Below are 20499 nucleotides of genomic sequence, written 5' to 3'. Positions count from 1 at the left end.
CGCGCGGCCGCGCCCCGTCGCCGCCGCGCCATCCAGGACCCTGCCGCCCGTGCCGATCTTCGACCTCGACCTCGCGCCCCCGCTGCGCTTCGCCCGCCCCTCCGACGCGATGACCCTCGCGGTGCTGTCCAACGAGGCGGGCTGCGGGATCCCCTGGCACATGTGGGCCGCCAAGGCCGGCCCGGGCGGCGAGGCGTGGACGCTGGGCGCTGCGGCGATGCTGGGCGAGATCGCCTCGGGCGCGCTGGTGGTCGACGAGGGCCAGGGCGCCGTCGCCTCGATGACCGGCCAGCCGATGCGCGAGGCCCTGCCCCTCGACGGGCTGCCGCCGATCCGCGCGGCGATCCAGGGGCTGCAGAACCGGGCGCTCGACTGCTGGTACGTGCGCAACCTCGCCGTCCTGCCCAGCCTGCGCGGTCGCGGGAACGGGCACGGGCGGCGGCTGCTGGCGGGGGCGGTGCGCATCGCCTCGGCCGAGGGGCTCTCGGCCGTCTCGCTGATCGTCAACGACGGCAACACGGAGGCGCTGCGCCTCTATGAACGGCTGGGCTTCGAGGTGGTCGCCAGCGCCCCGCAGGCCGAGGGCTTCGGCTGGCGCCCCTGGGGGCGCGAGTGGCTGCTGATGCGCCGCGGGCTGGACGCGGCCGAGCGCGCCGCCGACGCCCCCGCCGCGGGCTGATCCGGCGCCCCCCGGGACCCGGCGCCGCCGCGCCGCGGGTTGCCTCGGGCCGCGCGAGCGCTTAGGCCCCGGGTCCCGACGCCCCTTCGGCCGGCTCGCGCGCATCTGTCCGCTGGACGCGCCAGCCGCCGGCAAGCTACACAACATATATGGCCGACGACATCGACATCGACGACATCGGGGGCGGAGACGGCGGCGGCGCAATCAGCGCCGAGCCGCTGCGCCGCGCCCTGGGCGAGCGCTACCTTCAGTATGCGCTCTCGACCATCATGCACCGCGCGCTGCCGGATGCGCGCGACGGGATGAAGCCCGTCCACCGCCGCATCCTGTGGGCCATGCGCCTGCTCAGGATGGACCCCAACCAGGGCTACAAGAAATCCGCCCGCGTCGTCGGCGACGTGATCGGCAAATACCACCCGCACGGCGACACCGCGGTCTACGACGCGCTGGTCCGCCTCGCCCAGACTTTCGCCGTCCGCTACCCGATGGTGGACGGGCAAGGGAACTTCGGCAACGTCGACGGCGATAGCGCCGCCGCGATGCGCTACACGGAATCCCGCCTGACCTCCGTCGCCGTCCTGATGATGGAGGGGCTGGACGAGGACGCCGTCGACCTCCGCCAGACCTACGACGGCGAGGAAGAAGAGCCGGTCGTCCTGCCCGGCGCCTTCCCCAACCTGCTGGCCAACGGCGCCTCGGGCATCGCGGTGGGCATGGCGACCTCGATCCCGCCGCATAACGCGGGCGAGGTGGCGTCCGCCGCGCTGCACCTGATCAAGCACCCCAACGCCGAGATCGAGACCCTGCTCGAGAAGATGCCCGGGCCGGATTTCCCCACGGGCGGCGTGGTGGTCGAAAGCCGCGCCTCGATCCTCGACGCCTATCGCACGGGACGCGGCGGCTTCCGCCTGCGCGCGCGCTGGCATGTGGAGGACCTGGGCCGCGGGACCTGGCGGATCGTCGTCGACGAGATCCCCTACCAGGTCCAGAAATCCCGCCTGATCGAGCGCCTCGCCGACCTGATCAACGCCCGCAAGATCCCGATCCTCGCCGACGTGCGCGACGAGAGCGCCGAGGACGTGCGCGTGGTGCTCGAGCCCCGCTCGCGCAACGTCGATCCCGCGGTGCTGATGGAGACGCTGTTCAAGCAGACGGACCTGGAGACCCGGTTCCCTCTGAACATGAACGTGCTGATCGACGGCAAGGTTCCAAAAGTCTGCGACCTGCGCGAGGTGCTGCGGGCCTTCCTCGACCACCGGCGCGAGGTGCTGATCCGCCGCTCCAACCACCGCCTCTCGCGGATCGAGCGCCGGCTGGAGGTGCTGGGCGGCTACATCGTGGCTTTCCTCAACCTCGACCGCGTGATCGAGATCATCCGCAACGAGGACGAGCCCAAGGCCGCGCTGATGGCCGAGGACTGGTCCAAGTGGGGGTTCATCCGCGAGGCCGACTGGACCTGGAACCCTGAAGGCTCCGCGGCCGGCGTCTACCTGACCGAGGTGCAGGCCGAAGCCATCCTCAACATGCGCCTGCGCTCCCTGCGCCGGCTGGAAGAGATGGAGATCCGCGACGAGCGCGACGCGCTGGACGCGGAGCGCCAGGGCCTGCTGGAGCTGCTCGGCTCCGAGGACGCCCAGTGGTCCCAGATCTCCGACCAGCTGCGCAAGGTCCGCGACGAATACGGGGCGCCCAAGGCCTTCAAGGGCGCCTTCACCCCCGAGGCGCTGGATGCGCTGAAAGCGAGCTACGAGCCCTATCCGCTCGGCGCCCGCCGCACCGCCTTCGCCGACGCGCCGCAGGTCGACGTGCTGGCCGCCGAGGCGATGATCGAGCGCGAGCCGATCACCGTGATCTGCTCCGCCATGGGCTGGATCCGGGCGATGAAGGGCCACCAGGCGCTGGACGCCGAGGTGAAGTACAAGGACGGCGACGGGCCCCGCTTCGTGTTCCACGCGGAGACGACGGACAAGATCCTGCTGTTCTCCTCCTCGGGCCGCTTCTTCACGCTGGCGGCCGACAAGCTGCCCGGCGGGCGCGGCACCGGCGAGCCGGTGCGCCTGATGGTGGACCTTCCCAACGAGGACGAGATGATCGCCCTCTTCCCCCACAAGCCCGGCGCGCGACGTCTGCTGGCCTCGACCGCCGGCGACGGCTTCGTGCTGGTCGAGGACGAGGCCGTGGCCCAGACCCGCGCCGGCAAGCAGGCGCTGAACGCCAAGGCCCCGCACAAGGCGCTGGTCTGCGCGCCCGTCGCGGGCGACACGGTCGCGGTGGTCGGCGACAACCGCAAGCTGCTGCTGTTCCCGCTGGCCGAGCTGCCGGAGATGGCCCGCGGCAAGGGCGTGCGGCTGCAGAAGTACAAGGACGGCGGCCTCTCGGACGCGCGCACCTTCACCCGCGCCGAGGGCCTGCAGTGGACCATGGGCGGCGGGCGTACCCGCACCGTCCTCGACCCCGAGCTCGAGGAATGGACCGGCCCGCGCGCCGGAACCGGCCGCATGGCCCCGCGCGGCTTCCCGCAGGACAAGAAGTTCAGCTGAAGCCGGCAGGCCCCGCCGAAATGCAGAACGCCCGGACCGACGGTCCGGGCGTTCGTCTTCGGCCGGCAGGGCGAGGCGTCAGGCGCCCGGGCCCTCGTAGCCGCCCATCGCGCAGACCACCTTCCACTCCTCCGCCGTCACCGGCTGGACGGAGAGGCGGGTGTTCTTGACCAGGAACATCTCGGCGAGCCGCGGCTCGTCCTTGCATTCGGCGAGCGTCACCGGGCGGGGGAACGGGGCCACCGCCTTGATGGTCACGCATTCCCAGCGGGGATCGTCGGTCTTGGGATCGGGGGCGGCGGGGGCGATGACCTCCACGACGCCCATCACCCGCTTCTCGTTCACCGAGTGGTAGAAGAAGCCGAGGTCCCCCACCGACATCTCGCGCATGTTGTTGCGGGCCTGGTAGTTGCGCACGCCGTCCCAGGGCTCGCCCGCATCGCCCTTCGCCACCTGGTCGTCCCATCCCCAGGTGTTGGGCTCGGACTTGAACAGCCAGTAGCGCATCACTTGCCCACCACGTGCACGAAGCCCTTGATCTCGACCGTCTCGAACAGGCCCGCCTGCGCGTAGGGATCGGCGGCGGCCCAGGCCTCGGCCTCGGCGCGGTCGTCGGTGGTCAGCATCAGGACCGAGCCGCAGGGCTTGCCGTCCTCGCCCAGCATCGGGCCGCCGAAGGCAGCGGCGCCGGTGTCGGCGATGTAGGCGAGATGCGCCTCGCGCGTGGCGAGCCGAAGCTCCAGCGCGCCGGGCTTGTCGCGGCAGATCACGATGTGGGGCATGGGCGTCCTCCGGATCAGGGTCGCCATGCGGGATGCCATGTTTCGGCGGGGGCCGCCAGTGTCGGGCGGACGCTCCGCCCGGCTCAGGCGGTCAGGTCCAGCGACCAGGTCTCCTCCTCCGTCGGCCCCGCGCCGAAGCCGGGGCCGGGCTGCGAGGCGACGAGCCGGAACCCTTCCGAGGCGTAGATCCCCCGCGCGGCGCTCAGACAGGCGTGGGTCCACAGGTCGAGGCGCACGAGCCCCCGCGCCCGCGCCTCGCGGATCACCTCGCGCACCAGGGTGCGGCCCAGGCGCATCCCCCGCGCGGCGGGCTCGAGGTAGAGCATCCGAAGCTTCCCCGCCCCCGCCCCCCCCGGGACCAGGAAGACCGAGCCGAGGATCGCGCCCTCCCGCTCCGCGATCCAGGCGCGGTGGGTGTCGGGGGCGGCGGTCTCGAGATACTCGGCGCCGATGCGGGCGACGGCGGCCTCGAAGCCCTCGGTCCAGCCGTATTCGGCGGCGTAGAGGGCGCCGTGGCGGTGCACGATCCAGCCCATGTCGCCCGGGCGCAGGCCGCGCAGCACCACCGGCTCGGGCGAGGGCGCAGGGGCGGCGGAGAGCAGCGCCTCCGCCTCCGCCAGCGCCCGGCGCAGCCGGCCGCGGTCCTCGGGCGAGAGCCGGTCGAGGGTGGCGTCCGCCAGCCGGTCCGAGCCCGCCTCCAGATCCGCCGAGACCGCCAGCCCCGCGGGCGAGAGCGCCAGCGAGCGGGTGCGCCGGTCCGCGCCCGGCGCGGTCTCGACCAGCCCGCGCCGGGTCAGCCGGGCGAGCAGGCGCGAGAGATAGGCCGGGTCCAGCCCCAGCGCCCGGGCCAGCGCGGCGGCGGTGGGGGCGGCCTGGGCATGGCGCAGCTCCCACAGCACCCGCGCCTCGGCCAGCGAGAACTCGGAGCCGTTCAGCCGCTCGTTCAGCGCGCCGGCATAGGCGGTGGCGAAGCGGTTGAAGCGGCGCACCGCGTCGCGGTCGCGGCGGCGGTCCGGCGCACAGGTCCCGGCGATCGCGTCGGTCATGACGTCCCTCCCCATTTCCGTGACAAGATCATGGGAGTCGTGGACGGAGTCAACGATCGACCGACGCAAGCCCGCGCGCCGCCCCCCGGCGCGCCGGGGTGGGCGGGCGGGAGGCGGGCCGGGGGGCGGCGCGCGGGCGGACCCGGGCGCGCGGGCGCGGGATCAGGCCGGCAGGGCGGCCATGCGGCGGGCGACCTCGGCCTCGGGCGCCTCGCCCAACGCCGCGGCGGCCACGTCCTCGCCGCTCAGCGCCCCGAACTTGAAGCCGTGGCCGGAGTCGGCCGAGACCACCCACAGCCGCTCCCGCCGCTTCAGCACGAAGCGGTCGCCGGGGGCGCAGGTGAAGTGGTTGGCCTGGCCCCAGCGCACCTGGAAGCGGTCGATGCCGCGGAACCGGCCGCGGTAGACGTCGAGCATCCGCTCGATCTCCTCGGGGCGCATCGTGCGGTCCTCGGGGTCCGGCCGGTCGCGCCCCATGATCGCGCAGCCGAGCTTCAGGGGCAGCCCGTCCACCGGCGGCAGGCCCCACAGGTCCTCCTCCCCGCCGAGGTCCGTCCAGCAGGGGGCGGAGGCCCAGGCCTCGGCCAGGTCCGCGGGCGGGTCGGCGTAGAGGATCACCGTGCGCCGCGCCCAGAGCTCGGGCAGCAGGTCCGGCGCCAGCGCCTGGGCGCCCACGCCGCCGGCCAGCACCACCACGTCCGCCGTCAGCCGCCGCCCGTCGGCGAGCGCGACCTCGCCCGCCTCCGCGTCGATGGCGGTCACGGGCGACTGCTCGAGGATCGCGGCCCCCTGCCCCCGCAGCCGCTCGGCGAGGTCCGTGAGGATGTGGTTCGCCATCAGGCAGCCGCCGCGCGACACGAAGCCGTAGCCCTCGTTCGAGGGTTCGAGATGGGGGAAGCGCGCGGCCAGCTCGCCCGGCTCCAGCCGCTCGTAGGGCTGGCCCGCGGCCTCCATCGCGGCGCGGGCGCGGTCGCCCCAGTCGCCGGGCTCGCGGCTCAGGGTCAGCACGCCGCGCTCGTGGTAGTAGCGGGTCAGGGGCCCGGGCAGGTCCGCCCACAGCGCCTCCCAGGCGGCATAGGCCTCGGTCATCCGGGCGCAGTAGCCGGGATCGGCGTAGCTGAGCCGGATCATGCGGTGATGATCGCAGGAGGCGGCGCGGGGATCGGGGACGGACCCGCGCTCGACCACCGTGACGGCGGCCCCGCGACGGGCGAGCGACCAGGCGGTGCAGAGGCCCACGACCCCCGCCCCCACCACGATCGCCGAAGGCGTGGACTGGTTCATGCGCCGGACCCTGCGCCGGGCCGCGGGACCCGTCAAGACGGCCACGCGGCAGGGGTCCGAGGGCCGCCCGCCCGCCCCTCAGATCCCTTCGGCCGGGGCGTCGTCCTTGACCGCCTCCATCGCGACATATGTCGAGGAGGAGGCCACGTGCGGCAGCGCCGAGATGCTTTCGGCCAGCACCGCGCGATAGCCCGCGATGTCGCGCGTGCGCACCTTGAGGAGATAGTCGAACCCGCCCGCGATCATGTGGCACTCTTCCACCTCGGGGATCGCCCGGACGGCGGTGTTGAAGGCGCGCAGCGCCGCCTCGCGGGTGTCGGCCAGGCGCACCTCGACGAAGGCGACATGCGCGAGGCCGAGGCGGATCGGCGAGAGGACGGCGCGGTAGCCCGCGATCACCCCCGCCTCCTCAAGCCGGCGCACCCGCGCCGCGACCGGGGTTTTCGACAGGCCGACCCGCGCGGCGAGCTCGGTCATCGACAGCCGCCCCTGCGCCGAGAGCTCGCGCAGAATCGCGCGGTCGAAGCGGTCGAGGGTCGGAAGTTCATACGGATCGTCAGAGGGCATGATTTCAGTCCGATCGACCATGCAATGCGGAAATGAAGCCGAAACGGCTGGAGCGACGACGATACACTAGGCCGAACCCCACGGAGGCGGAAGCGACATGACCGGACCCCTCGACCCCCACCCCGACGCCTGGAGCCTGATCGAGGGCGCCAAGCGCCGCCCCGAGGCGCCCCTGCTGGCCGAGCTCGAGGCCGCCGCCGACCTCTCCCTCCAGGCCCGCGCCGCCGCCGTGGCCCGCGCCGCCGGCTGGGTGCGCGCGGTGCGCGAGGGCGACCGCCCGGGCCTGACCGAGTCGATGCTCGCCGAATACGGCCTGTCGACCGAGGAAGGCGTCGCCCTGATGTGCCTCGCCGAGGCGCTGCTGCGGGTCCCCGACGCCGAGACCATCGACGCGCTGATCGAGGACAAGATCGCCCCCTCCGACTGGGGCAAGCATCTCGGCCGCTCGGCCTCGAGCCTGGTCAACGCCTCCACCTGGGCGCTGCTGCTGACGGGCCGCGTGCTCGACGACCGCTCGCCCGGCATCGCGGGGCGCCTGCGGGGCGCGGTGAAGCGGCTGGGCGAGCCGGTGATCCGCACCGCCGTCGCCGCTGCGATGCGCGAGCTCGGCCGCCAGTTCGTGCTGGGCGAGACCATCTCCGCCGCCATGGACCGCGGCCGCGGCATGGAGGCCAAGGGCTACGCCTATTCCTACGACATGCTGGGCGAGGCGGCGATGACCGCCGCCGACGCCGCCCGCTACGCCCGCAGCTACGCCGACGCCATCGCCGCCATCGGCGCGCGGGCGACGCATGCCGACGTGCGCCGCAACCCCGGCATTTCCGTGAAACTCTCCGCCCTGCACCCCCGCTACGAGGCGGCGCAGGAGGCCCGCGTGATGGCCGAGCTGGTCCCCGCCCTCTCGTCCCTCGTCCGCCAGGCGGCGGCGGCCAACATCAGCCTCGCCATCGACGCCGAGGAGCAGGACCGCCTCGCCCTGTCGCTGAAGGTGATCGAGGCGGTGCTCTCGGACCCCGCCCTCGCCGGCTGGGAGGGGTTCGGCGTCGTCGTGCAGGCCTACGGCCGCCGGGCGCTTCCGGTGGTGGAGTGGCTGCACGCGCTCGCCGCCCGCCTCGACCGCCGCATCACGCTCCGGCTGGTGAAAGGCGCCTACTGGGACGGCGAGATCAAGCACGCCCAGGTCGAGGGCTTGCCCGATTTCCCGGTCTTCACCCGCAAGGCGGCCTCGGACGTCAGCTACCTCGGCATCGCCCGGCGGCTGCTGGGGATGACCGACCGCATCTTCCCGCAGTTCGCCACCCATAACGCCCACACGCTCGCCGCCGTCCTGGAGATGGCCGGCGACCTCCCTCGCGACGCTTTCGAGTTCCAGCGCCTGCACGGCATGGGCGAGGCCCTGCATGACCGCGTGAAGGCCGAGGCGAAGACCGGCTGCCGGATCTACGCCCCCGTCGGCGCCCACCGCGACCTGCTCGCCTACCTGGTGCGCCGGCTGCTGGAGAACGGGGCCAACTCCTCCTTCGTCAACCGGATCATGGACGCGTCGGTCACCCCCGAGGCCGTCGCCGCCTGCCCCTTCGCGGCCCTCGCCGCGAAGCCCGTCCCGAACCCGCGCCTGCCCACCGGCCCCCATATCTTCGACCCGCGCCGCAACAGCGCCGGCGCCGACCTGACCGACGCCCCCGACCTCGTCGAGATCGAGGCGGAGCGGGCGGCGGCCCTCGCCGGCGCCCTGCCCGTCGCGGCGCCGATGCTGGCGGGGGACGCCACGGGCCGCCCGGCCGTCCCGGTGATCTCGCCCGCCACCGGCGCCGCGGTCGGCGAGGTGATCGACGCGGCCCCCGAGGACGTCGAGGCCGCGCTCTCCGCCGCCCGCCCCTGGGACGCCTCTGCAGAAGAGCGCGCCGCCGTCCTGCGCCGCGCCGCCGACCTCTACGAGGCCGACCGCGGGCCGATCCTCGCCATCCTCGCGCGCGAGGCCGGCAAGACCCTCCCCGACGCCATTGGCGAGATCCGCGAGGCCGTCGACTTCCTGCGTTACTACGCCGACCGGGCCGAGGAGGCCCTGCCCGGCGCCCCGCGCGGCGTCTTCGCCTGCATCAGCCCGTGGAATTTCCCGCTGGCGATCTTCACCGGCCAGGTTTCGGCAGCCCTGGCGGCAGGCAACGCGGTCCTCGCGAAGCCCGCAGAGCAGACCCCGCTGATCGCCCATCTCGCCGTCCAGCTGATGCGCCGCGCCGGCGTGCCCCCCGAGGCGCTGCAGTTCCTGCCCGGCGACGGCGAGAGCGTGGGCGCGGCCCTGACCTCGGCCCCCCGCGTCGACGGCGTCGCCTTCACCGGCGCCACCGAGACCGCCCAGGCGATCCGCCGGGCGATGGCCGAGCATCTCGCCCCCGGCGCCCCCCTGATCGCCGAGACCGGCGGGCTGAACGCGATGATCGTCGACACCACCGCGCTGACCGAACAGGCGGTGCGCGACGCCGTGAACTCCGCCTTCCGCTCCGCCGGCCAGCGCTGCTCGGCGCTGCGCTGCCTCTACGTGCAGAAGGAGGCGGAGGGGCGGCTGGTCTCGATGCTCAAGGGCGCGATGGACGAGCTGACCATCGGCGACCCCTGGCCGATCTCCACCGACGTGGGCCCCCTGATCGACGCGCAGGCGCGCGAGGGCATCGCCGCCCATGTCGAGACCGCCCGCGCCGAGGGCCGCCTGCTGCACGAGACCCGCCTGCCGACCGAGGCTGCGGCGAGCGGGCATTTCCTCGCCCCCACCCTGATCCGGGTGGACGGGATCGCGGATATCGAGCGGGAGGTCTTCGGCCCCGTCCTGCATGTCGCGACCTTCGAGGGCGACGAGCTCGACGCCGTGATCGAGGCGATCAACGCCCGCGGCTACGGGCTGACCTTCGGCCTGCACACCCGCATCGACGGGCGGGTGCAGCACGTGGCCGAGCGGGTGCGCGCGGGCAACCTCTACGTCAACCGCAACCAGATCGGCGCCATCGTCGGCTCGCAGCCCTTCGGGGGCGAAGGGCTGTCGGGGACCGGGCCCAAGGCCGGCGGCCCGCGTTACCTCGCCCGGTTCCGCGCCCTGCCCCCCGCGCCGGCCGAGGCCTCGGCCGAGCCTGCCGGGGGCGCAGCCCTCGACGCCGTCGCCCTTTCGGCGCGGCTGGCGAAGGCGACCGGCGTGGGGCAGGTGCTGGAGGCGCAGTCCCTCCCAGGCCCCACGGGCGAATCGAACCGGCTTGCGCGGTTCGCGCGGGCGCCGCTCCTCTGCCTCGGGCCGGGGACCGGGGCGGCGCAGGCCCAGGCCCGCGCGGTCCGGGCGCTGGGCGGCGTCGCGGTCGAGGTCCCCGAGCCCGTGCAGGCCGAGGCGCTGAGCACGCTGGAGGGCTTTTCCGGCGCCCTGTGGTGGGGCGACGCGCAGACCGGGCGCGCGCTGGCGCGGGCCCTGGCGGCGCGCCGGGGCCCGATCCTGCCGCTGGTCACGGGCGCCCCCGACGCGGGCCACGCGGCGCTCGAGCGGCACCTGTGCGTGGACACCACCGCGGCCGGGGGCAACGCCTCGCTTCTCGCCGCGGCCGAGGACGCGGCGCCGGACGCGGCCTGAGCGGAGCGGGCCGGCCGCAGGACGCCCGCCCCGGGCGCGCCGGCCGGTCCGCCGCGGCGGGCCGGACGGCGGCCCCGGGCGGGCGCGTCGCGCCGCGGCTCCGTCCTAGAAGCTCAGCGCCGCGATGAAGGCGAAATAGGCCAGCATCGCCCCCGCGATGGACAGGCCCATGGGAAAGCGCGCGCCCTTGCGCAGGGCGCGCCAGTCGGTCTCGCGCTCGCCGATGGCGGCGCGGGCGAGGTGGATCGCGGCGAGGCCCAGCGCCAGGCCCAGCGCCAGCAGCTGCAGCACCATGCCCGCATGATGCAGCGGCACGTAGAGCGCGCAGGCCGCCAGCATCTTCACGTCCCCGCCCCCCATGCGGCCGAACGAGAAGAAGGCGAAGCCCACCACCAGCACCAGCAGCCCGCCCGCGAAGCGCCAGGCGATCTCCTCCAGGGGCAGGGTCGCCAGCCCCAGCGCCAGGAAGACCAGCGCCAGCCCGCCGTTCAGCCAGTTGGGGATCCGCATCCGCCGCAGGTCCCAGACCGCGGCCGCCACCAGCAGCGGCGCCGTGCACAGGAGCGTGGCCCAGGCCGCCTCGAGCGGCGTCAGTTCCAGAAGTCCCATCGTCCCCCTCTTCCTCGCCCCGCCCACGCGGGCGAAGGCTGCTACGCGCGCGCCCGCGAGCCCCCACAGCCCCGACGCGCATGATTACGCAACGTTAACTCGTTTCAGGACCCGCGCAATGCCGCGAGCTTCTCCGCGGCCGGCTGATAGTAGGCGGGATGGGCGTCCAGCGACTGCTGGAGCAGCGACTCGGCCATCTCCCGGTCGCCCTGGCGCAGGGCGATGACGGCGAGGTTGTGCAGCAGCACCGACTTCTCCTCGTCGGTCAGCGTCACCACCGGCAGGCGGTAGCGGCGCTGCAGGCCGTTGGCGATGGCCAGGTTGTTCTTGGCCGAGAACAGCGAGGGGTCGTAGACCAGCGCCTGCTCGAACATCCGCTCGGCCTCGCCGAACGCGCCCCGCGCCATCTTCGAGACGCCCCAGTTGTTGAGCACCGCCGCCGGCTGCGGGGACAGGGCGCGGGCCCGCTCCCAGGCGAGGTCGGCGGCCGCCCAGTCCTGGCGGTGGTCGGCCATCAGCGCCTCGAGCAGCGTGCGCCGGTCGGACTGGTAGTCGGCCGGCGCCTTCTGCGCCTCGGCCTCCGCCTCGGGCCACATGTCGAGCCGCGCCAGCGTCAGCGCGTATTCGACGTGGTCGCGCGGCATCGCCTGCCCGGCCTCGACCAGGTCGCGGAACACGGTGCGCGCCTCGGCGTAGCGCCCGGCGCGGGCGAGGCTGCGCGCAAGGCCGCGGCGCAGGCTGGGGCTCTCGGGGTCCGAGGTCAGGGCGTCGCGGAAATAGGCCACCGCCTCGTCGGCGCCGGCCACGGTGAGCATGATCTCGTTGATCGAGGCCTCGTCGAGCGGGTTGCGGTTGTCCGCCCGCTCGGCGTCGCCGTCGACCGCGGTGCGCGGCAGGTCGCCCGCGCAGGCCGCGAGCAGCGGCGAGCCCAGGAGCACGGTCGCGAGGGCGAGGCGGCGAAGGTTGGGGGTCACGCTGCGGTCTCCGGTCGGGGAACGGGGGGGCGGACCGCCGGGGCGGCCGGCACGGCCGCCGGCGCCGGGACGTCGTCGTCGGCGACGGCTGCGGGCGCGGCTGCGGCGGCGGGCGCGGCCGCGGGCGGCGGGTCCGGAATCGGGGCGAGGGGCGTCCCGCGGGCGCGGGCCACCATGGCGAGGTTGCGCGAGAGTTCCGAGGGCGGCGGCAGCCCCCGGCGGGCCAGCAGGTCGACGGCGGCGCGGAACTGGCCCTCGGCCGCGTCGAGCCGGCCCGCGTCGTAGAGCGCGGCGCCCAGGTTGTTGCGCGCGGCCGGGCTGTCGGGCCAGGTCTCGGCGGTGCGGGTCAGCACCTCGAGCGCGGGCCCGCGGCGGCCGAGCTCGCGGTAGGCGGCGCCGAGGCCGAGCATCGCCTCCAGCGTCGGCCCCTCCTCGATCAGGGCCTGGCGGAAGGCGCGGGCGGCGGGTTCGGCCCGCCCGGCCTCGAGCAGCGCCCAGCCCCGGCGCGCGGCGGGCCCGGGGCCGCGGGCGGCGGCGGCGTTGGCCTCGGCCCGCGCCACGCCCTCCAGCGCCACGGCGACCTGGGTGGCGGGCGCCGGCAGCGGCTTGCCGAGGTCCGGCGCCGCCTCGGCCTCCGCGTCGTCGTCGTCGCCGAACAGGCGCGCGAAGAAGCCGGGCGCCTCCGCCTCGGGCGCCGGCGCATCGGCCTGGGCGTCCGGGGCGGGCGCGGCGGCCGCGGGCGCGGGGGCCGCGGCGGGGGCGGCCGGGCCGCGGCCCGCGGGCGGCGGCGCGGCCGGGGCGAAGAGGGCGGCGGCGGTCGCCTGCGCCTCGGGCGTGGTCGGGCCGCGCGCCCGCGCCGGCTCGGCCGCGGCGGCGAGGGGCGGAGGCGCGGCCGCGGGGGACGGCGGCGCGGCCGCGACCGGCGAAGGCGCGGCCGCGCCGCCCGGCCGTGGCCCGACCATCCCCATGCGCGAGGTCCAGTCGGTGACGCCCGGGGCCGGCGCGGGCCGCGGCGCCTCGGGGAAGGCCGAGGCGGCGGGGGCCGAGGCGGCGGGGGCGGCGGCGGACCCGTTCTCCCCGCAGCCGGCGGCGAGGGCGGCCAATGCCAGCGCGGCCAGCGCCTGCGCCGAACGGGCGCCGGCGTCGCGGCGCGGCGCCTGGGGCGCGGAGGGGCGCGGGGGCCGGGTCACTTGCCGCCGGAGAGGAACTTGGCGATGTCGGCGAGCGACGGTCCGATCAGGATGATCATCAGCGGCGGCACCGTGAAGAACATCGTGCCCAGCGTCAGCTTGGTCGGCAGCTTGTTGGCCTTCTCCTCGGCCCGCATCACCCGCTTGTCGCGCATCTCGGACGCGTAGACCCGCAGCGCCTCGGCGATCGAGGTGCCGAACTGCGAGCTCTGGATCAGCACCGTCACGAAGCTGGAGATGTCCGAGACGCCGGCCCGGGTGCCGAAGTCGCGCAGCACCTGGGAGCGCTCCTTGCCCGCACGCATCTCGACCGAGACGATCTCGAACTCCTCGGCCAGCGCGGGATGGGCGTGCTGCATCTCCTGGGAGACGCGCAGCAGCGCCTGGTCGAGCGACTGGCCCGCCTCGACGCAGACCAGCATCATGTCGAGCGCGTCGGGAAAGCCGTTGCCGATCTCGTCCTGGCGCGCGGCCCGGCGGCGGGTGACCCAGTAGGAGGGCAGCGCGTAGCCCGCCGCCACGCCCCCGATCACCGAATAGGACAGCACGTCCACCTCGGTCCCGCGCAGCAGCGCGAAGGCCAGCGCGCCCACCCCGATCAGCACCGCGCCCAGCACCCGGGCGACGAAGAACGCCTGCACCGCGGTGCGCGAGCGGTAGCCCGCCTGCATCAGCTTCTCGCGCGCGCCCTGGATCTTCTCCTGGTCCTTGGGCTGGAACAGGGGGGCGAGGGTGGCGAGCCGGCTGGGCTTGCCGGCGTCGGCGCGCAGTCCCGCCACCTCGTTGCGCCGGCGGGCCCCGGCGCCGGTGGTGCGGCTGGCGGCGGCGAGGCGCATCGCCTCGCGCTCCCGCTCGAGCTTGTGGAGCGGGTCGGAGCGGCGGAACAGCAGCATCGGCGCGGCGGCGACGATCAGGATCAGCCCGAAGCCGCCCATGACCCAGACGGGTCCCATGGGGCCGAAGGCTGTCGTCAGCGCTTCGAAGATCCGGTTCACCTGCTGCTCGTCCCGCTCTTGCGCGGCGCGTCGCGCCGCGCCGGTCCCGGCGCGGTTCGTCCCGCGCCCTCGTTCGCCCCCGTCCGGCCCGCCGGCCCGTGCGTCCCGGACGCAGGGCGGCGGTCCGCGGTCAGACCTTGATGTTCACCATCATGCGCATGAACACGATGTTGATCGCAAGCATGACGCCCACCGCGATGGTCGCGGGCACGAACAGGGGGCTGTCGGTCACCCCGTCGTAATAGTCCGGCCGGATCAGCTGCACCGCCACCAGCGCGATCACCGGGAAGGCCGAGAGGAACCAGCCCGACCAGCGGCTCTCGGCCGTGATCGCGTTCACCCGGCGGAACAGCTTGAAGCGCGAACGGACCACGGCGGCGAGGCCGGCGAGGATCTCGGCGAGGTTGCCGCCCGACTGGCTCTGGATCGCCACGGCCATGGCAAGGAAGCGCAGGTCGGGCACGGCGATGCGCTCGGCCATCCGGTCGAGGCTCTCGTTCACGTCGAGGCCGTAGATCGCCTCGTCGGCGATGATCCCGAACTCGGTACCGATGGGGTCGGGCATCTCCTGCGCCACGATCGACACGGCCGAGGAGAACGGGTGCCCGATGCGCAGCGCGCGCACCATCAGCTCGATCGCGTCGGGGAGCTGCTCCTCGAACTTCGCCAGCCGCTTCTTGGCGCGGCCGTTGACCCAGAAGAACATCACGCCGAAGGCCATCGCCAGCCCCACCGGCGCCGAGATCAGCGGCCCGAGGCTGGTGAACACCGTCAGCGCCACGAAGATCACGCAGGCCGCAAGCCCGGTGATCAGCATGATCGTGCGCGGCGACCAGGGGATGTTGGCGTGGGCGGCCTTCTCGAAGATCCCCGCCAGCAGCGGCGTGCCGGAGGCGTTGACGTGGCGCTCGCGCTCCTTGCGGAGCTGCGAGAGCACCTCGAGCGGATCGTCCCCCTTCTCCAGCATCATCAGCCGGCGGTTGACCTTCGCATTGCGCCGCGCGGAGCGGCCGAAGGCCAGCAGGTAGAGCCCCTCGACCGCGAGGAACACGCCCACGAAGATCAGTCCGAAGACCAGCGGCGCGACGCCCATGGCTCAGCCCAGCTTGCGGTTGGGGGCGTAGATCTCGGCGGGGAGATCGTAGCCCCAGGTGGCGAAGCGCTCCGCGTAGTGGGAGCGGATGCCCGTCGCCTCGAAATGCCCCAGCACGGTGCCGTCGGCGTCGAGCCCGGTGCGCTTGAAGCGGAACACGTCGTGCATGGCGACGACCTCGCCCTCCATGCCGGTGATCTCGGCGATATGGGTCATCCGGCGCGAGCCGTCCGAGAGGCGCGAGACCTGCACGATGACATGCACCGCCGAGGCGATCTGCGAGCGGGTGGCCTTCAGCGGGATGTCGATGCCCGACATCAGCATCATGTTCTCGATGCGGCCCACCGCGTCGCGGGGGCTGTTGGCGTGCACCGTGGTCATCGAGCCGTCGTGGCCGGTGTTCATCGCCTGCAGCATGTCGAGCACCTCGTCGCCGCGGGTCTCGCCGACGATGATCCGGTCGGGCCGCATTCGCAGGGCGTTCTTGAGCAGGATCCGCTGGGAGACCTCGCCCTTGCCCTCGACGTTGGCGGGCCGGCTCTCCATCCGCGCGATGTGCTGCTGCTGGAGCTGGAGCTCGGCGGTGTCCTCGATGGTGGCGATGCGCTCGTTGTTGGCGATGAAGGAGCTGAGCGCGTTCAGCGTCGTGGTCTTGCCCGAGCCGGTGGAGCCCGAGACGATCACGTTCAGCCGGGTCGCCACCACCGCCTGCAGATAGGCCGCCATCTCCTCGGTGAAGGCGCCGTAGGCGATCAGCCGGTCGATGGAGAGCGGCGACTTGGAGAACTTGCGGATCGACAGCAGCGGGCCGTCCACGGCGCAGGGCGGCACCACGGCGTTCACGCGGCTGCCGTCGGCAAGGCGCGCGTCGACCCAGGGCTGGCTCTCGTCGACGCGCCGCCCGACCGCGGAGACGATCTTGTCGATCACGCGGAGCAGGTGCTTGTCGTCCTTGAACTCCACGCCCGAGAGCACGAGCTTGCCCTTGCGCTCGACGAAGACCTGGCGGGCGCCGTTGACCAGGATGTCCGAGACGGTCTCGTCCTTCAGCAGCGGCTCCAGCGGGCCCAGGCCGGTGACCTCGTCGATCAGCTCCTGGGTCAGCAGCTCCGCCTCGGCGGCGTTGAGCACCATGCCCATGTCGCGCAGGCCCTCGCGGGCGATGGCGGCGACCTCGCGGCGCAGCTCCGCCTCGGGGACCTTGTCGATGATCGAGAGGTTCAGGGTGTCGAGCAGCCGGCGATGCAGGTCGACCTTCACCTGCATCAGGCGCTGGCGACGCTTGATCTCACGGTTCTCGGCGGCCAGCGCCTCGGCCGCGGCGGCGGCTTCGGCGGCGGCGGCGCGCTGGGCGGCGGCCTGGGCCGAGGCCGTCATCTCGACGACCCTGGTTTCGGCCTCCTTCTGGTAGCGCTTGAACATGCGCCGGTCTCCTTACGCGCGCCTGCGCGCGGGGCCGCGGATCAGGCGGGCGCCGCGCGCGAGGCCTGGACTTCCTCGAGCACCGCGCGGGCGGTCTTGCGGATTTCCTTCCGCAGGGCGTTGCCCGAGGCGAACTCGGCCAGCGGGGAGCCGTGGTCGCAGGCCTGGATCACGGCCTTGCCCCCGTCCGGCAACAACACTCCATACTCGATTCCAAGCGTTTCCGCCATTTTCTTGACCCGGCCTCTTGCACCGAAGTCTCCGAATCCGGGGACCCGGTTCATCACGTAGTCGACCTTGTCGAAGGGCAGATCCTCGGCCTGCAGGGCGCGCAGGAATCTCAGCATGTTCTGGGCCGAGCGCATGTCGATCTCCATCACCGCCCAGAAGCGCTGGGCGGCGGAGAGCGCGGTCTCGGTCCATTCGGTCAGCGTGGTGGGCAGGTCCAGGATCACCACGTCGAAGCTGTCGCGCGCGAAGCCCAGCAGCTTCTCGACGTCGGGGGGCGAGACGATGTTGAGCGGCAGCGCGTCCGCCGGCGCCGTCAGCACCGAGATCCGCTTGCCCCGATCCTCGAGCGCGGCGGCGAAGCCGTTGGGGTCGGCGCGGTCGATGCCGGTCAGCAGCTCGAACACCGAATCCCGCCGCGGCATGTCGAGGTAGGTCGCGACCGAGCCGTACTGGAAGTCGAGGTCGAGGATCGCGATCTTCAGCCCGGTCTTGCGCGCCTCGTGGGCGATCTCCCAGGCGAGGTTGACGGCGAAGGTGGTGGCGCCGACGCCGCCCGCGACCCCGTAGACGGGATAGATCAGGCCGTTGCGCGCCTCGCGGCTGTCGCCGTCGCCGCGGCCGTCGCCGAGCGCCGCCAGGCTCTCGGCCAGCGCGCCGGCGGGCAGCGGCACGGGCAGGAAGTCCTCGGCGCCCGCGCGCATCATCCGGTGCATCGCCATCGGCGGCAGGTCCTGGACCAGCAGCACCATCGAGGACCCGCGCCCCCGCCCCAGCGCGATCAGCTGCACCAGCTCGTCGATGCGGCCCATGTCGGTGGCGTCGACCGCGAGCAGGACGTAGGCCGGCGGCTGCGCGTCCAGCGCCTTGCGCAGACCCCTGAGGGTGACCGCCGTCCAGCCGCCGTCGGGAAACTCGGCCTCCAGCTCGCGCCGCAGCCCGTCGAAGGCGTCGAGGTTCTCCGCCACGACCATCATGTCGGCCGCCTGACCGCCGCGTTTCAGGATCATCCCGTCGCGCCCCTTCCAGCCCGCGGCGCAGCGCCGCCTCCTGACGCGCTAACGGACATGGACGCGGTCCGCAAGCCGACCCCGGGCCGCGGCGCGCCGTCCGCGGGGGGAAGAACAGGTCCGCGACCGGCGGACCGGGAACGGGGCGAACGCCCCGGGGCGGCGACCCATCAGCCGCCGGTGGGAAGGGAGATCACCGCCTCGGTCTCGCGGGTGGTGTAGTCGGAGTAGATCAGCGCGGCCCGCTTGCCGTCGAAGGCGCGGGCGTTCCAGCCCAGGCCGTAGCCCTCGACCACGGTCTGCGCGCGGCGGTTCAGCCGCTCGCGGTCCGCGGTGGGCACCACCGGCTCGCGCTCGCCTCGGGTGGCGACCAGCAGCAGGCGCTGCTCGCCCACGCCCAGTTCGACCAGGGTCCGCGCGACGGCGGCGGCGCGGCGCAGGCCGATGCGCTCGTTGTAGGAATCGGCCCCCACCAGGTCGGCGTGGCCGTAGATCGCGACCAGCGCCGAGGGGTTGCGCAGGAGCCACTCGGCCTGGCCCTGCAGGGCGACGAGGGCGCCCGGCTCCAGCGCGTCGCTGTCGAAGGCGAAGGTGACCACCGGCTGCGTCTGCGCCGCGAACTCCGCCGCCAGCAGGCGCAGGCGCTCGGGGTCCACGACGCCGCGCATCGCCAGGATGTTCTCGCGGTTGGCATAGCCGTGCTGGTCGGGGTTGGGCAGGCGGCCCGCAGGCTCGGCGCAGGCCGCGAGGCCCAGCGCCGCGGCCAGCGCGGCCCCCGCCGCCCCCGCCCTGCGGGCGCGGTCATTCGAGGACATAGCCGAACTCCCCCTCGAAGTTGCGCGCGCCGACCGAGCGGGCGACCGGGTCGCGCACCGCCTCGAGCTTGCCCAGCAGGAACAGCTCCCGCTCGGAGGGGACCCGCAGGCGGTCGCCGGGAAGCTGGACCACGTCCTCCTTCACCGGGTCGACGAGGTAGGCGGTGACCATGATCACCAGCTCGGTCTGCCGGCGCTGGAAGCCCGAGGAGCGGAACAGCGCGCCCAGGATCGGCACGTCGCCCACCCAGGGGATCTGGGCGGCGTTGTCGCGGAAGTCGTCCTGCAGCAGGCCCGCGATGGCGAAGCTGTCGCCGTCCTTCAGCTCGACCGTGGTGCGCGCCCGGCGGGTGGAGAAGCCGTTGAACTGGATGCCCTGGTTCTCGATCACGATCGAGGCGTCGATGGCCGAGCTCTCGGCCTCCAGCTCGAGGTTGATCAGGTCGCCGTCGACCACCGTTGGGGTGAAGCCCAGGGAGACGCCGAAGGGGCGGTATTCGACGGCGATGTTGCCGTCGTCGCCGCCGTAGACGGGGATCGGGTATTCGCCGCCGGCGAGGAAGCTCGCGGTGTCGCCCGACAGCGCCACCAGGTTCGGCTCGGCCAGCGTGCGCGCATAGCCCTTGTTCTCGAGCGCGTCGACGGTCAGCGAGGCGAAGACCCCGCCCGCGCCGAGGCTGATGCCCAGGATGCCCTCGGGCTGGCCGCCGGGGACGTAGCCGGTGTCGGGATCGTCGTCGACCTGGAAGGCGCCGGCGTTGTCGTTGATCAGGAAGTCCGCGTGCTCGCCCCCGATCGCCCAGTTGCCCGAGCGGACGCCGAAGGCCCAGTTGAAGCCCAGCTCCTTGGCGGCCTGGCGCTGCACCTCGGCGAAGCGCACCCGCAGCAGCACCTGCTGGGAGCCGCCCACCGTCAGCATGTTGGAGACGCGGCCCGGCGCATAGCGCTCCGCCAGCTCCAGCGCCCGGGCCATGCGCACGGTCGAGGACACGTTGCCCGACATCACGATGCCGTCGGCGGCGGAGCGCACCTGGATGTTCTCACGCGGGAGGATGTCCGACAGGCGCTCCTTGAACTCGGCGAGGTCGGGGCCGACCGAGACCGAGACGTTGGTGATCAGCCGCCCGTTCGGACCCAGCAGGGTCAGCGTGGTGCGCCCGGCCATCTTGCCCAGGATGTAGACCGAGCGGTTGGACAGCGCGGCGACGTCGGCGATGGCGGGGTTGGCGACCGAGACCTCGGCGAAAGCCTCGGCGGACTCGATGACGATGGCGCGGTTCACGGCGACGCTGAGGTCGGGGGAGGCCGCGCCCTCCAGCACCCGCACCACCGGGGCGCCCTGGGCGCGGGCCGCGAGCGGCGCGAGCGTGGCCGGACAGGCGACGAGGCCCGCGACGAGCAGCGCGCCGGCGCCTTGCGCGAGGACGCGCAGACGCGATGCGTGGCGCCGCCGGATCATGCCTTTGCTCCTCCCACTGTCGACACCCCGCTTTAAGAGTCTGCCGCAAACCTCGGGAATAAAGCCCTTTTCAAATTCACGGTTCAAGATGGTTCACGCCGGCGGCGCCGCGATTTCCTCGGGGGGAGTCGCAAACTGTGGCCAATTGGCGACGCTGCCCCCGCAATCGCCGCCGCAGGCGCGGTCGGGGCGAGCGCCT

General features: G+C 73.7%; 17 protein-coding genes. 3 read left to right on the top strand and 14 right to left on the bottom strand.

Annotated elements, in window-relative coordinates; all coding sequences use genetic code 11:
* Window positions 1-49 precede the first annotated feature (49 nt).
* Together BM064_RS23075 and BM064_RS23070 are read left to right on the top strand one after the other, a co-directional pair.
* Window positions 50-679, top strand: coding sequence for a GNAT family N-acetyltransferase (locus tag BM064_RS23075; RefSeq protein WP_092864653.1), 630 nt, complete (start codon window positions 50-52; stop codon window positions 677-679).
* 149 nt (window positions 680-828) lie between these two features.
* Window positions 829-3219, top strand: a complete 2391-nt coding sequence (locus tag BM064_RS23070) for a DNA topoisomerase IV subunit A (protein ID WP_092864649.1) — start codon at window positions 829-831, stop codon at window positions 3217-3219.
* A gap of 78 nt (window positions 3220-3297) precedes the next feature.
* Here BM064_RS23070 and BM064_RS23065 read toward each other — a convergent pair whose 3' ends face one another.
* From BM064_RS23065 to BM064_RS23045, 5 genes are all read right to left on the bottom strand, one after another.
* Complete coding sequence (locus BM064_RS23065; RefSeq protein WP_092864646.1) at window positions 3298-3726, bottom strand: EVE domain-containing protein; 429 nt, start codon at window positions 3724-3726, stop codon at window positions 3298-3300.
* Window positions 3726-4001 (bottom strand): YciI family protein, encoded by a 276-nt coding sequence (locus tag BM064_RS23060; RefSeq protein WP_092864642.1) that lies wholly within the window; start codon window positions 3999-4001, stop codon window positions 3726-3728. The genes BM064_RS23065 and BM064_RS23060 overlap by 1 nt, the downstream gene beginning before the upstream one ends.
* An 83-nt stretch (window positions 4002-4084) precedes the next feature.
* Window positions 4085-5047, bottom strand: a complete 963-nt coding sequence (locus BM064_RS23055) for a bifunctional helix-turn-helix transcriptional regulator/GNAT family N-acetyltransferase (RefSeq protein ID WP_177236377.1) — start codon at window positions 5045-5047, stop codon at window positions 4085-4087.
* Window positions 5048-5209: 162 nt separating this feature from the next.
* Window positions 5210-6331, bottom strand: a complete 1122-nt coding sequence (locus BM064_RS23050) for an NAD(P)/FAD-dependent oxidoreductase (protein WP_092864636.1) — start codon at window positions 6329-6331, stop codon at window positions 5210-5212.
* A gap of 78 nt (window positions 6332-6409) precedes the next feature.
* Window positions 6410-6898 carry an Lrp/AsnC family transcriptional regulator gene (locus BM064_RS23045; protein WP_092864633.1) on the bottom strand — a complete coding sequence of 163 codons (489 nt, stop codon included), beginning with the start codon at window positions 6896-6898 and terminating at the stop codon, window positions 6410-6412.
* A gap of 97 nt (window positions 6899-6995) precedes the next feature.
* Here BM064_RS23045 and putA point away from each other — a divergent pair, with 97 nt between their 5' ends.
* The gene (gene putA / locus BM064_RS23040) at window positions 6996-10505 is read left to right on the top strand and encodes a bifunctional proline dehydrogenase/L-glutamate gamma-semialdehyde dehydrogenase PutA (RefSeq protein WP_092864630.1); all 3510 of its coding nucleotides are present in this window, start codon (window positions 6996-6998) and stop codon (window positions 10503-10505) included.
* A 105-nt stretch (window positions 10506-10610) separates the two neighbouring features.
* On the opposite strand, the gene BM064_RS23035 is transcribed toward putA, so the two are convergent.
* From BM064_RS23035 to BM064_RS22995, 9 genes are all read right to left on the bottom strand, one after another.
* Complete coding sequence (locus tag BM064_RS23035) at window positions 10611-11114, bottom strand: A24 family peptidase (protein WP_092864627.1); 504 nt, start codon at window positions 11112-11114, stop codon at window positions 10611-10613.
* A 104-nt stretch (window positions 11115-11218) separates the two neighbouring features.
* Entirely contained in the window at window positions 11219-12088 is an 870-nt protein-coding gene (locus BM064_RS23030; RefSeq protein WP_092864624.1) for a tetratricopeptide repeat protein, read from the bottom strand.
* Window positions 12085-13278 carry a tetratricopeptide repeat protein gene (locus BM064_RS23025; protein WP_092864621.1) on the bottom strand — a complete coding sequence of 398 codons (1194 nt, stop codon included), beginning with the start codon at window positions 13276-13278 and terminating at the stop codon, window positions 12085-12087. Before BM064_RS23025 ends, BM064_RS23030 begins: the two co-directional genes overlap by 4 nt.
* Window positions 13275-14273, bottom strand: a complete 999-nt coding sequence (locus BM064_RS23020) for a type II secretion system F family protein (protein WP_425426191.1) — start codon at window positions 14271-14273, stop codon at window positions 13275-13277. The genes BM064_RS23025 and BM064_RS23020 overlap by 4 nt, the downstream gene beginning before the upstream one ends.
* A 130-nt stretch (window positions 14274-14403) precedes the next feature.
* Window positions 14404-15366: a type II secretion system F family protein gene (locus BM064_RS23015; protein WP_092864617.1), complete on the bottom strand. Its 963-nt coding sequence runs from the start codon at window positions 15364-15366 to the stop codon at window positions 14404-14406.
* 3 nt (window positions 15367-15369) lie between these two features.
* A complete protein-coding gene (locus tag BM064_RS23010) occupies window positions 15370-16788 on the bottom strand; it encodes a TadA family conjugal transfer-associated ATPase (protein ID WP_092864614.1) in 1419 nt (472 codons plus the stop codon).
* 41 nt (window positions 16789-16829) lie between these two features.
* Complete coding sequence (locus tag BM064_RS23005) at window positions 16830-18026, bottom strand: CpaE/TadZ family protein (protein ID WP_092864611.1); 1197 nt, start codon at window positions 18024-18026, stop codon at window positions 16830-16832.
* 170 nt (window positions 18027-18196) lie between these two features.
* A complete protein-coding gene (locus BM064_RS23000) occupies window positions 18197-18841 on the bottom strand; it encodes an OmpA family protein (RefSeq protein WP_092864608.1) in 645 nt (214 codons plus the stop codon).
* Window positions 18828-20300 carry a type II and III secretion system protein family protein gene (locus BM064_RS22995; RefSeq protein ID WP_092864605.1) on the bottom strand — a complete coding sequence of 491 codons (1473 nt, stop codon included), beginning with the start codon at window positions 20298-20300 and terminating at the stop codon, window positions 18828-18830. Before BM064_RS22995 ends, BM064_RS23000 begins: the two co-directional genes overlap by 14 nt.
* Window positions 20301-20499 lie beyond the last annotated feature (199 nt).

The sequence above is a fragment of the Albimonas pacifica genome (assembly GCF_900113695.1).
Classification (GTDB): Bacteria; Pseudomonadota; Alphaproteobacteria; order Rhodobacterales; family Rhodobacteraceae; genus Albimonas; species Albimonas pacifica.
This window is presented reverse-complemented; position numbering and strand designations above follow the sequence as displayed.